The 12,839-nt window shown below is 61.2% G+C and carries 7 protein-coding genes; 4 read left to right on the top strand and 3 right to left on the bottom strand.

Annotation, left to right across the window (positions count from 1 at the left end; translation table 11 throughout):
- Positions 1-110: 110 nt before the first annotated feature.
- Positions 111-2,009, bottom strand: coding sequence for an ATP-dependent zinc metalloprotease FtsH (gene ftsH, locus SH664x_RS17415; RefSeq protein ID WP_437207259.1), 1,899 nt, complete (start codon positions 2,007-2,009; stop codon positions 111-113).
- A gap of 345 nt (positions 2,010-2,354) precedes the next feature.
- On the opposite strand from ftsH, the gene SH664x_RS17410 reads away from it, so the two are divergent.
- From SH664x_RS17410 to SH664x_RS17400, 3 genes are all read left to right on the top strand, one after another.
- Positions 2,355-3,206: a hypothetical protein gene (locus tag SH664x_RS17410; RefSeq protein ID WP_437203044.1), complete on the top strand. Its 852-nt coding sequence runs from the start codon at positions 2,355-2,357 to the stop codon at positions 3,204-3,206.
- A 62-nt stretch (positions 3,207-3,268) separates the two neighbouring features.
- The gene (locus SH664x_RS17405) at positions 3,269-3,745 is read left to right on the top strand and encodes a hypothetical protein (protein WP_437203043.1); all 477 of its coding nucleotides are present in this window, start codon (positions 3,269-3,271) and stop codon (positions 3,743-3,745) included.
- A gap of 725 nt (positions 3,746-4,470) precedes the next feature.
- On the top strand, positions 4,471-5,688 hold the full coding sequence (locus SH664x_RS17400) for a phage major capsid protein (RefSeq protein WP_437203042.1): 1,218 nt from the start codon (positions 4,471-4,473) through the stop codon (positions 5,686-5,688).
- 406 nt (positions 5,689-6,094) lie between these two features.
- Here the strand turns inward: SH664x_RS17400 and SH664x_RS17395 are convergent, their stop codons facing one another.
- Both SH664x_RS17395 and SH664x_RS17390 read right to left on the bottom strand, forming a co-directional pair.
- Positions 6,095-6,982 (bottom strand): MotA/TolQ/ExbB proton channel family protein, encoded by an 888-nt coding sequence (locus SH664x_RS17395; RefSeq protein WP_437203040.1) that lies wholly within the window; start codon positions 6,980-6,982, stop codon positions 6,095-6,097.
- 14 nt (positions 6,983-6,996) lie between these two features.
- On the bottom strand, positions 6,997-10,137 hold the full coding sequence (locus SH664x_RS17390; RefSeq protein ID WP_437203038.1) for a tetratricopeptide repeat protein: 3,141 nt from the start codon (positions 10,135-10,137) through the stop codon (positions 6,997-6,999).
- Between the two features lie 380 nt (positions 10,138-10,517).
- On the opposite strand from SH664x_RS17390, the gene SH664x_RS17385 reads away from it, so the two are divergent.
- Entirely contained in the window at positions 10,518-12,776 is a 2,259-nt protein-coding gene (locus tag SH664x_RS17385) for an efflux RND transporter permease subunit (protein ID WP_437203037.1), read from the top strand.
- Positions 12,777-12,839 lie beyond the last annotated feature (63 nt).

Genomic DNA, 12,839 nt, shown 5'->3' with positions numbered 1-12,839 from the left:
GAAGAAAGAGTTCGAGCGGCTCCACCCGCAGGTCTCATTGCGATGTCGATTTCCGCGCAGCAAAAAAGCCCGCTGCGGGGAATGCAGCGGGCTGTGTGACAGCAGCGGAATCAGTCTCTCGTGGTGACTTCATCCGGATCGAGAACCCGTTTGGGGCCGATCAGTTCATGCAGCTCTTCGCGTGAGATAATTTCCCGTTCCAGCAGGGCGTCGGCAATGCGATCCAGGCTCTCGCGGTTTTCGTCGAGAACGCTGATCGCCCGCTCCTGGGCTTCCAGCAGAATCTTCTGCATTTCCTTGTCGATCAGAAATGCCGTCTGCTCGCTGTATTTGCGGGCTTCGTGAATTTCCTTACCGAGGAACGGATGCTCTTCGCCATCGCGGTAGGCGACCGGGCCGATGGCATCGCTCATCCCCCAGGCACTGACCATGCGACGGGCAATCTGCGAGGCCCGGTTGAGGTCATCTTCGGCACCGGCGGAATACTCATCGAACACGAGCTTCTCTGCCGATCGTCCCCCGAGCATCATCGCCAGCTGCGAGCGGAGACGGCTTTCGCCCATGTGAAAGCGGTCTTCTTCCGGGAGGAGTTGCGTCACACCGAGAGCACGGCCGCGCGGGACGATGGTCACCTTGTGAACCGGGTCGACTTCCGGCAGCAGCCAGGCGAGCAGGGCGTGGCCGGCTTCGTGGTAGGCGGTCATGCGGCGCTCTTTGGCGTTGAGCACTTCTTCCCGCGGCACGCCCATCATGATCTTGTCGCGGGCCCCTTCGAAGTCCTCACGGTCGACCTGAGACTTACCGGTGCGGGCGGCATGCAGGGCGGCTTCGTTGACGAGGTTGTGGAGATCGGCACCGGAGAATCCGATCGTGCTGTTGGCGATTTCCTCGAGGTTGACGTCGGGACCAAGGGGGACCTTGCGGACATGGACCTTCAGGATGCCGACCCGTCCCTGCCGGCTGGGGCGATCGACAGAAACGTGACGATCGAAGCGGCCGGGACGCAACAGTGCCGGGTCGAGAACGTCGGGCCGGTTCGTGGCTGCGACGACGATGACCGCTTCCGTGGCCTGAAAGCCGTCCATTTCGCTGAGAATCTGATTGAGTGTCTGCTCCCGCTCGTCGTGTCCGCCGCCGACACCGGCACCACGGACCCGGCCGACCGCGTCGATCTCATCGATGAAGAGAATGCAGGGGGAGCTTTCTTTGGCGGTGCGGAACATGTCCCGCACACGGCTGGCCCCCACGCCGACAAACATCTGAATGAACTCGGAGCCGTTGATCGAGAAGAACGGCACGCCTGCTTCGCCAGCCACGGCGCGGGCGAGGAGAGTTTTTCCGGTTCCCGGCGGTCCTGCGAGCAGAACCCCCTTGGGGATCTCGGCGCCGAGCTTCTGGAACTTGGTCGGCTCTTTCAGGAATTCAACGATCTCTTCGAGCTCACGTTTGGCGTGTTCCATGCCGGCGACATCGTCGAACGTGGTCCGTTGTTCGCTCGGTTTGAAGCGCTTGGCCTGGCTGCGCACGAAGCTGCCGAACATGCCGGAGTTCATCGGGTCGGAGGATCGCCGCATGGCGAAGAAGAGAAACAGACTGAGTGCCAGCAACGGCAACATGTAGATCAACGAGGGGAGCATCATCGTCGACACGTTGTCGTTCTTAGCTCCCCCGAGCGCACCGTTGGCCTGCAGCTGCCGCAGCAGATAGTCACCTTCGAAGGGAGGGATCTCGGTGACGAACTGATCCGTCAGCTTGGCGGACTCGTCCTTGCGGGGCTTGGCATTCTTGGCATCGGGAGAGGCTGGCTCCTTTTCCTCAAGATAGGTCTTGAGGTCTTGCCGCGCCAGGGCCAGGTCTTTCCAGTGGCCGCGGAGCGTCAAGGATGAGATCGTGGCTTCGCGAACGTTCTTCTTCTGCAGCTGCTGCATGAAGAACGTGTAATCCACGGTGGTATTTGAGGCGGCCACGAACGTCTGCCAGCCCCAGACCGCGAGCAGGCCGACAATCATGATGGTGACAAACAATGGAAAGCCGCTGCGTCCGGGAGCTTTCTCCCCGTTCTGCTCGTCAGGTTCCACGTTGTTCCTGGATTTTCGCGAATCCGTCATTCACTCGCTCTGCTGAAGGATTTCGTGCCGTGATCGTTTCGATCAGGGAGAATTGTAGCGGGAACCCTACCTCACAACTGTACTTCTGGCAATTCCGCGCGCTCCCTACATCTTAGCGGTTCCCATGCATTCGGCATCTGTCCAGCACGACGGAATTTGGCGGCATTTCCTGAATTGCTGACGCGACGCGCAACCCCATCTTCTTGGAGTGTAATGGTTTTACGACCTCCTGAGGGCAATTTTCGCATGCAGCCAATCACACTGACGGAAGATTCTCAAAGCTGGAACGACAATCTCGCAATTGATGTCGATTCCCGCCTGGTCCGCAATGTGGCCATCGCCGGAACGACTTCCCGCAACGGATATACGTATACCGAGACCGCTCTGCGAGAAGCGGTTCTGCTGTACTCGGATAAGCCGGTGTTTCTGGATCATGCGGAAAACCGTCAGCGACCGCGCGAACGAAGTACCCGCGATCTCGTCGGTTCGATTGTCTCGCCCCGCTTTGTTGAGGGGCGCATCCGGGGAGACATTCGGGTTCTGGATACGGAATCGGGGCAGATGTTTCTCTCGCTGGTGTCGTCGGAGACGCCGGGAGTTGGGATGTCGCATGTGGTGCTGGCACAGCGTTCTGCAGACGGACTGCAGGTCGAGCGGATTGCCGAGGTGGTGTCGGTTGATGTTGTGGTCAACCCCGCCACGACCAGCACCTTCCGTGAATCGTGCCCGCCGTTGTCGGAAGCATCGCACTGCGACCAGGGGAGTCTCCACTCTCACGCTCACCTGCTGGCAGAACGGGATTCTCTGCGGAGCGAGGTGCTCCGTCTGGAGTCACTGCTGCAGCAAGATCGTCGTCGGCGCGCGGTTGATCAGCAGTTGTTGACTTCAGGGTTGCCTCCGGAAGCGATCACGGAGTGCTTCCGCGAACAGCTGCTGTCTGCAGTCAACGAGCAGGCGCGGCTGACGTTGATTGCCGACCGCATCTCGCTCTTGAATCCGGGACGACGGGTGGGGGGGATCGTGCGAAGCACGGAACGACAACCTCCGGTTCCCCCCAGTGGCGATGAGGTCTTCATCCGCGCCATTCGCAGCCGCTAATTCTGGTTCTGCCCTCTGCGAAACGTTTTTCTTTTGTCCATTCCCTCCTGTGGAGAAAGCTCATGAACAAACTTCGCTTCCGTTCCGGTCAGGTGCATTTACGCAAGGTGCGTGTCGATTCCGGCACCGTCATCGAGGCGGGTGATCTGGTGTGGCTGGATACGGATGACGCCAAGCCGGCGTCGGCGTTCACCTGGGATACGAATCTCGCCACCACGCAGGGAGCGTTTGCAGCCAAATTTCTGGGAGTGGCGCACCAGCCCTCGGCGTCGGGAGAAACGTTTCCGATCTCGGTCGATGTCAGTCCCGACAGTGTCTACGAGTTTGATGTCGCCTCCGCCAGTTACGAACTGGGGCAGACTCTCGGCCCCGATGAAAGTTCATCCACACTGATGAGCAAGCAGCTGGAAGGTGCGGTGGCGGCAGCTGCTATTGCGCGAGCAGCGGAGTATACGTCATCTGCGGCGACCACGCTGCGGGTCTGCTTCGCATCGGCGTTCCATACCAACAGCGCCAATACCAACGCTGCGATCGGCTAGAGCAGGTTGCTCTTTCCGCTGCCCGCGCAGCGCGTGTCTCGGTTGATTGCGGGCGCTGCTCCGCGTGGCGAGGACGGGGGCTGGCAGCAGAGTGCTCAGGAGCAGGTTGCTCTTTCCGCTGCCCGCGCAGCGCGTGTTGCGATTGATTGCGGGCGCTGCTCCGCGTGGCGAGGACGGGAGCTGACAGCAGAGTGCTCAGGAGCAGGTTGCTCTTTCCGCTGCCCGCGCAGCGCGTGTCTCGGTTGATTGCGGGCGCTGCTCCGCGTGGCGAGGACGGGAGCTGACAGCAGAGTGCTCAGGAGCAGGTTGCTCTTTCCGCTGCCCGCGCAGCGCGTGTCTCGGTTGATTGCGGGCGCTGCTCCGCGTGGCGAGGACGGGAGCTGACAGCAGAGTGCTCAGGAGCAGGTTGCTCTTTCCGCTGCCCGCGCAGCGCGTGTCTCGGTTGATTGCGGGCGCTGCTCCGCGTGGCGAGGACGGGAGCAGGCAGCAGAGTGCTCAGGAGCAGGTTGCTCTTTCCGCTGCCCGCGCAGCGCGTGTCTCGGTTGATTGCGGGCGCTGCTCCGCGTGGCGAGGACGGGAGCTGACAGCAGAGTGCTCAGGAGCAGGTTGCTCTTTCCGCTGCCCGCGCAGGGCGTGTCGCGATTGATCGCAGGCGCGACCCCGCACGGCGACGACAGTCTGACCAGATGTGAAATTTCTGAAACTTCATCCTATCGAGGTCTTTGATGCACGGAACATCCCTGAAGTCGTTGATTGAGTCGCAGGGCTCGGCGGGCTTCTACCACAAGGTGGTCGAACTGCTGAATGAGCGCAAGCTGACCCCTGATGATTTCTCGTACCATGAACTGGCGGATGCCTGCGGTGTGCTCCCGCGGCTGCGGTCGCTGCGGGAATCGAGCCTGCTGCTGGATCGGCCACTCTCTTCAGCCGATGCGGTCAATCAGGTGCTTCAGGAATCGAATCCGGGACTCGGCAGCCATCTGTTCCAGATCGTCACGGGAGAGCTGATCGGGCGCAAGGTGCTGGAAGGGTACGACGACGACAGCGGGTTCATCGGCGACAAACTGGTGACGGTGATTCCCAGCCGCTATCGCAATACCCGGATCGCCGGATTCCGTGCGCTGTCGGGGCCGACCGAAGTGGCGGAAGGCCATCCCTATGAAGAGTCGAGCTTCGAAGAAAAGTATGTCACTTCGCAGGAATCGAAGCAGGGACGCATTCTCAGCATCAATGAAGAACTGATCGCGTTCGATCAGACCGGTGAAATTCACCGCCGCGCGATGGCCCTGGGATACGCGTTGCGGCAGGAACGGGAGCGGACCATTGTCCGCGCCTGCACCGATGCCGATTCGTCGGCGGGGCGCTATGTCTATCGTCCCGCAGGTGTCGGCAAGGCCCTGTACCTCTCCAACGGGTCCCATCGCAATTACATTGGCTCCGGGAACACGACCTCCAGCAGCTTCAATGCGGCGGTGGCGCTGGAAAACTGGACCGACATCGAGACCGCGCTCTATTACCGCGCGACCCAGGTGCTCGATGACCGGACCGACGGCAGCCCCCGTCCGGTGGTGGTTCCGGCGAAACAGCTGCTGGTTCCCGAGAAGCTGCGGGGAACCGCGCGCAGTATCATTCACTCGACCGAAATTCAGGTCAGCACGGATGCGGGTGAAACGCATGTGGCCAATCCGGTGCACAACATGCTCGAGGTGCTCAGTTCTCCCTTCATCGATGAACAGGGAGGGGCCGCCACCAGCAGCTGGTACCTGGGGGACTTCAAACGGCAGTTTCTGTGGACCGAGATCTGGCCGGTGCAGACGTTCCTGCAACGGACCGAAAGCGCTGCGGCGTTCGATCGCGATGTGGTGCTGCGGGTGAAGGCCCGTTACTTCGGTGGGGTGAGTGCCGTGGATACGGCGTTCGTCACCAAAGTGACCGGGGCTTAGAGCAGGTTGCTCTTTCCCGGGCCCGCAACACCCGTTTCGCGTGAGGAATGCTCAATTCCGCATGGCGGGAGCGGGGACATCGAAGTGAAGATGCTCTGGAGCCGGGGGCTCCGGGGCCGACTTCTGCATTCCGAATCCCGCTCTGACTGTTGCTGCTGCTGAATCCGGTTCCCGGATGTTGTTTTCCGGCTTTTCATTCTGCCCCGGAAAAGCCAGGGATGGCCGCGACGCTCCCTTCATCGCGAGTCGTCACGTGGCACAGGGATGTGCACCGTGGAAGCAACGTCCGGGAACTTTTGACTCCGGCCGACGAAGGGCGTGTCCAGTCTGTCCGCCGACCGCCGGATGACTAGCATGCCCCAAGGTCCTCGGGCGGGAAGTGCAGTCGAGGGGCTCAGGAGTTGGGTCAGATGGCCCGCTTTTGAGTCCCTTCCTCTTTGTCTTTGGCGAGCTTTCGCGGGCGGGTGGTTCGCTCGGAGAGGGCTTCTCCCGAGATCGCATTCACCACCTTCTGCCCCAGCTCATCCATCTCGGTGACGAGCGTATCAATGCGGCCGGCGAGGTACATGTACACCGCCAGCGAGGGAATCGCGATACCGAGTCCGGTTGCGGTCGTGACCAGCGCAAGTGCGATCCCCGAGGCGAGATCTTCCGTCCGTCCCATCGCCCCCGCGGACGCAATGCGGTCGAACGATTCCAGCATCCCCCAGACCGTGCCCAGCAGGCCGAGCAGGGGGGCGAGTGTCGCGACACCGTTGATCAGCCGGAGATGTTTGCGGAGCAGGCTGATCTGCCGCTCTCCTCCGTCGATGATCGCCTGTTCGACTTCGACGCTCGGCTTCCCCCATTTGCGGACCCCGTGTGCAAAAATGGAAGCGACGGGGCTGCCGTTCTCTTCACAGATCTGCAGGGCTTCTTCGCGGTTGAGCTGGCCATCCTCAAGCAGGCGCAGGAACCGTTGCACGAAGGGACGCGGAATCACGCGGCCTCGTCGCAACACCACCAGTCGTTCGGTGGTGCACCAGACGGCGACCAGCGTCGCGATGGCGAACGGAAAGATCCAGATCCCCAGCGCCTGTGCCATCTGGATGATATTCGTCGGGATCGATCGTCCGGGAGTGGCCGGTTTCTCACCGGCAGTCGCGGAGGGCTGCCCCGGCGCTTCCGTAGCGTTCGGGGAGGACGGCGAGGTTGCGGGTGAGTTACCGGGACCGGGGGCCTGTGCGGGCAGGGCCTGCGGTACCGTCAGCAGCACGGCTGTCAGCAGCAGGCAAAGGTGCGTTCTTCTGTCCATGAGCCGGATTTCCGTCAGGGGGTCTCAGGCTGTCTGGCTGCTGAGGGGGATCCGAGTTCCTGCAGGCGAAGCCGGGCCTGAGCGGCGTACTCACTCTCGGGAAACTCAGAGATCAGTGTCTTATAAGATTCGACTGCTTCCGCCTGATTCTTCAGGGCGAGGTCACAGGTGGCAGCCTGAAACAGGGCTGCGGCTTTGAAGCGGGGGGCATCATAGCCCACATAAACCTTATAATACGCTTTCAGTGCCGCAGCTGGATTCTTCTGTTTCAGGAACGATTCAGCAATACGAAATTGTGCTTCGGCGGCAGTTTCCGTCCCCTGGCCGGTTTTGGACTCGATCACCCGCGTGTACGCGGCGCGGGCCTCGTCGAAGAGGGCGCGGTTGTCGAAGCTCCGGCCCAGCACCAGATCGGCGCGGTACAGGTTCGGAGCCTCGGGAGCACGCGTGCGGAGGTCAGCGACTGTCGCTTCCACCCCGGGATAATCTTTGAGAGCCAGCTGGGCCTCGGCGAGAAGCAGCCAGGTCTCCAGCCACCAGGCGGGAGGTGTCTGGGTGGTGATGGTCAGTTTTTCTTTCAGGGCCTGCAGTTCCGCGGCGGCTTCTTCGTATTTGCGGGTCTGGAGCAGTGCCTCGCCGCGACGATAGGCGGCGTAGTTCGTCTGAGCCGAATCCGGATGCTGCGTCGAGAGGCGGTCGGACAGCTGCAGCACGCTCGTCCAGTCCGAGCGTTCGGTGGCCAGATCGAGCAGATGCACCAGCGCCCGCTGCTGCACAAAGTTGTCGCTCGCGGTGGAGTTCGCCAGCTCTTCAAAGGCCTGCCTCGACTCTTCGATCTTCCCGCCGAACCGCAGGCTTTCCGCCAGAATCAGTTTGGCGTCGTCGGCGAGAGGACTGTCCGGACATTCCTTGACGAGCAGGGAATACAGCTCGTCAGAACGTTGATAATCCTTGGCGTTGTAGCTGAGATCTGCCCATTCGTTGATCAGTTTGTCGAGTTCCGCATCGTCTCCCGGCGGGAGCTTTTTGGTCTGCTGGAACGCGACTTCGTAGAGTGCGTCGGCGGTCTGCCGTTCGTTCAGTTCGCGGGCAACGCGGGCCCCGCCCTTGGCGCTGCGGGAAAGGTTCAGCGTGATTGCCTGTTGCTGTTCCGCTGCTGGGAGGCTGACTTTCCGGAAGCGGTGGATCATTCCCTGATATGCTGCCAGCGCTCCATTCAGGTCGCCCGCCTGTCGCAGGGCCACGGCATGCATATAAGCGGCATGTGAATTGAGGACCGGATCCTCCGTGCTGTGCAGCTGCAGCTCTTCGAATGTCTTGGCCGCATCAGCGAATTCATTTCGCTCGTATTGAGTGTGAGCAAGACCTGAGAGCGCCGGGAGTCGGTATTGACCGGGGGGATGGCGAGCGGTGACCAGAGAAAAGAACTCACCTGCCGTCCCCCAGTCGCGGACTTCGAAGGCGGCGTCGCCGGCCGCCACAGCGCTCCGTCCGAACTGGGTGTCGGCCGGGTCGAGAGGAGCGAGTTGCTTCAGGGCGTTCCGGACTTTGTCCCAGTCGCGAGTCTGAGACCAGGCAGCCGCTTCACCCGCCAGGGCGATCCGCTGATGCTCGGGGCTCGCGGCGAGTGAGACCGCCTGAGCGTAGTCGCTGCCAGCCGACTCAAACTGACCCGCTCGCAAACGGGCATTGCCGCGCACCAGCAGGGCATCAAACCGTTCTTCGGGGGTCAGTTCCTTGTCAGCGGCGAGAAGTCCATCGAGTTCACGAATGACGTCGTCATCCCGTTTCAGACGCTCGTAAGCGCGGGCCAACTGCAGCCGGGCAAATCGTTTGGTCTGGTCGAGGTTGGACCGTGACAGGACCTGCGCGAGAATCGTTGCCGCCTGTTCGTAGAGAGCGGGGGCTTCGGTGGCGGAGGCGGCATCTCCCTTCGCGATCAGGATGCGGGCAAACAGCAGATCGTCGACCAGCTTCAGGGGGCTTGTCGGAAACGTCCGTGCAAACTGCTCGTGCAGTTCGAGTGCCTGATCAATCTTGCCTGCTTTGAGGGCGGCCTCTCCTGCGGCATGCAGGGCGTCATCGGCGAGTTCCCCCTGTGGCCAGCGGCTGACGACGCGCAGGAAGAGATCGACCGCCTGTTCGGGATTTCCCTGCCGCAGCTCACTGTCTCCCCATTGCAGGGTCAGACGTTCCCCGTAGGGCTGATCCGGCTGGCTTTGCCAGGAGGTGGCGAACGTGCGCGATGCCTCGGCGTAATTGCCGAGTGCTTTCTGGCTCAGGCCGATCCAGAACCGGGCTGCTGCCTGTTGCGTGGGATCCTGAGCGGCTTTCTCGAACTGCTCGATCGCCTCGGAGAACTGGTCGCTGCGGAACCGGGCATAGCCGGCGTTCAATGCGGCGAGGGGAGCAAGACTGCTTTGCGGGAATCGTTCGGGAATCTGCTGGAAGGTCGCTGCCGCGTCGGCGAATTTTTCGTCATCGAAGAACTTGGCGCCGACATTGAACAGCGACTCGGCTGCGCGGGGGTTACCGGCTCGTTCAGCGGCCCGCTGATAGACCGCCACCGCTCCTTCGCGGTTGCCGGCCGCCTCCAGAGATTTGGCGAGGCCGAACTCCACATCATCGATCAGCCGCCCCTGTGGATACCGCCGCAGGGAGAGTTCGAACATCTGCGTGGCACGGGGATAGTCATTCAGCCGCAGATAGGTTTCCCCGAGATAGAGGATGGCCCATTCGGCGAGGTCATGATCCTGATATTGCCGCAGAAATGCCTGCAGGTCTTCCTTGGCGGCCTGATAGTCGCCGATCAGAAAACTGCACTCGCCGATCCGGTAAACCGCGAGCGCCCGGTCGGCGTGACCATCGGCATTCTGCAGAAAGAGACGAAACTGCTGGCGGGCTTCTGCGAACTTCCGGAGATGAACCAGCGATTGTGCGAGGTACAGCCGCGCGGTCGGTGCCCGTTCATGGTCGGGATACTTTGTCAGAAACTCTTCACAGGTTTCTGCCGCCAGCTGCCAGCGCTGCTTCTTGTAGAAGTCGATGGCGACGTTGTAGTCCGTGACCGGTTCAGCGAACAGCGCGGAACTGAGCGCCGTGACAAACAGGCACAGCCATCCCCCGATTCGACTGTGAGGCCAAGAATTCCGCACGCCGCTACTTCCTCGCTGAAACTGCACTCGGCAGACAATTCTTCGGCACAATCTTTCCGGCGTCCAGTGAGCGCTTCCCGCGGCCGGCACCGATTCTGACGCGATGGATGCCGGTCCGTTCGTACCGAATTTTTCGCATTCTGTGCTGTCGTGTGATTGTATCGTATTTGCAGGCTCAACCAACGGCGTCGGCCCATCCCTGCAGATTTCCTGCCAGAGTCTGTCGATGGCGTAATCTGGGTGGTTTGTCTGGCTTTCGCAAAATCAGGAGTGGCCCGCACGGGCGCATGGTTCCGCGTCAGATTTCCACTATGCTGCCATCGTAACCGATCTTCCCCGGATCGATTGAGAATTCTGACCGTTGTCACCCGCCGGATTTCATGTCTCAAAGCTCCTCCAAACGCTGGGACGCCGCGACTGCCGCGCTCGTGCGTTGGCGGTGGGGGATGCTGATCTTCACGGCGGTGGCGTCTCTGGCGCTGGTTTGGCCGGCATCGCAACTGAAACTGGATGAATCGGTTGAGTCATTCTATGACCCGAGCGATCCCCAGTTGCAGGCCTATCTGGAGAGCAAGTCCATCTTTCTGGGGGACGAGTTCGTCATGGTCGCCTATCAGGCCGATCACCCCACCAGCGAAGAAGAACTGCGTCAGCTGGCCGCCTTTTCCGACCGGCTCAGTCGTGTCCCCGGCGTCCGGGCTGACAGCACGCAGGATCTGGCCGATTCCCTGCGCAACTCGCGCGCGACAGGCCGGATCCGGGTGTTGTTGCGGCTCCCCGCCACACAGCGGGAGATCGTGAATCTGTCGCGGCATATTCTGATTGGTGAAGACAACCGGACCCTGACCATCGTGTTGAGGCTGGCGGATGAGGAGACGTCGCCGGTTCCGCGGACGGAAACGTATCGCCGCATTCGGGAAATCGCACAGGACTTCCCCCGTCGGACCTATGTCGCGGGAGAACCGCTGCAGATTCACGACATGTTCCGTTATGTCGAAGAAGACAGCTGGGTGCTGGGCCTCGCCTCCTCGATGCTGCTCATGACGGTGATTCTGTTTTTCTTCCGGAATGTCCGCTGGGTCATCCTGCCCATTCTGGTGATTCAGATCACACTGCTCTGGACGAAAGGGATTCTGTCGCTGACGGGCATCCGGCTGAGCATGGTCAGCTCGATGCTGACCTCGCTGGTCACCGTGATTGCGATCGCGACCGTGACACACATTACCGTGATGTTTCGCGAGTACCGGGTGCACTGGCCGCGCGAACAGGCATTCTGCAAAACCTTTTCGACGCTGGCAGAGCCGACCTTCTGGATTTCGCTGACGACCGCCATCGGTTTTGCTTCGCTGCTGATCAGTGAGACGACACCGGTCCGGAGTTTCGCATTAATGATGGCACTGGGCTCGATGCTGGTGCCGCTGGTCTGTCTGCTGATTCTGCCGGGGGGAATTCTGATCGGCCATGTGCAGGCCGATCCGCGCGAGCCCTGGGGAGAGAAGTGGCTGATCTCGCAGTTGCAGCGGCTGGCAGCCTGGTCGGCGGATCATCCCTGGCCGATTCTCGGAGCGACGGTGGCGCTCACGATTTTTTCGTGCATCGGTGTCGGACTCCTGAAAGTTGAGACCGATTTCAGCAAGAACTTCCGGGCATCGAGTCCGATTGTGCACGCTCTGAATTTCTTCGAAGCGAACATGGGCGGGGTCGGCAGCTGGGAGATCGGCTTTCCTGCCCCCTCCGAATTGACTGAAGAAGAGCTGGACAAGGTTCGGGCCCTCGCACAGGAACTGAATGCGATCCAGCTGAGCAATGGAATCCGGCTCACCAAGGTGCTCGCCCTGACCGACGGGCTGGATCTGGTGAAGCGGATTCCCCGGTACCGGAATGCGGATCTTGAAGAACAGCAGATGGTGCTGGCCCAGCTGCAACCGGAGATGCAACCGACCCTGTACAACCCCGAACGGGGCCGGATGCGGATTGTACTCAGGGCACTGGAGCAGCAGCCTTCAGAAGTCAAGCTGCAGCTGATTCAACAGGTTGAAGAAACCGCCCGCAAGTATTTTCCGGAGGCGAAAGCGACCGGGCTCTACGTGCTGTTGGCGCATCTGATCACCAGTCTGCTGGGGGATCAGCTGACGAGCTTTCTGATTTCCTGCGCGGGGATGCTGCTCTGCCTGGCGCTCGCTTTCCGCGGCTTCTGGATCGGCCTGATCTCGCTGGTTCCGAACGTGTTGCCGATCATTCTGGTCGTCGGCTGCATGGGATGGTTCGGAATGCCGATCAACATCGGCACTGCCATGATCGCCAGTGTGTCGATCGGTCTGACCGTCGATACGACGATTCTGTATCTCGCGGAATACGAACGGGCCCGACGGGGAGGGGCCACGCATCAAGAGGCAGTGAATGTGGCCAACGGTGGGGCCGGTCTCGCGCTGACTTTGGCGAATGTGGCCCTCATCGCAGGCTTCAGTGTGCTTGCCCTTTCGAATTTTGTGCCGCTGATTTACTTCGGCGTTCTGGTCAGCCTGACTATGCTCGGCGGGCTGATCGGCAACCTCGTCCTGCTGCCGGTGATGCTGAAGTACATCAACCGTGATGCCCCGCCTGCACCGGCAGAACCTGCGGCTGTCGTCGTCGAGTAATTGACGTTCGCCGTCCGGTCCGCGGCGAGACAGTGAATCTCCGGTTCCGGTTGCGGCGACTTT

This window comes from Planctomicrobium aquicomposti (assembly GCF_051466325.1).
Taxonomy (GTDB): Bacteria; Planctomycetota; Planctomycetia; order Planctomycetales; family Planctomycetaceae; genus Planctomicrobium.
Note: the sequence above shows the minus strand (reverse complement) of the source record. Positions and strands in the feature narration are given on the sequence as shown.

Bases quoted from the DNA above. Each gene is read 5' to 3' on its own strand.
- ftsH (WP_437207259.1), bottom strand. From the start codon at position 2,009: ATGATTGTCGGCCTGCTCGCGGTCTGGGGCTGGCAGACGTTCGTGGCC.
- SH664x_RS17395 (WP_437203040.1), bottom strand. From the start codon at position 6,982: ATGGACAGAAGAACGCACCTTTGCCTGCTGCTGACAGCCGTGCTGCTG.
- SH664x_RS17410 (WP_437203044.1), top strand. From the start codon at position 2,355: ATGCAGCCAATCACACTGACGGAAGATTCTCAAAGCTGGAACGACAAT.
- SH664x_RS17405 (WP_437203043.1), top strand. From the start codon at position 3,269: ATGAACAAACTTCGCTTCCGTTCCGGTCAGGTGCATTTACGCAAGGTG.
- SH664x_RS17400 (WP_437203042.1), top strand. From the start codon at position 4,471: ATGCACGGAACATCCCTGAAGTCGTTGATTGAGTCGCAGGGCTCGGCG.
- SH664x_RS17385 (WP_437203037.1), top strand. From the start codon at position 10,518: ATGTCTCAAAGCTCCTCCAAACGCTGGGACGCCGCGACTGCCGCGCTC.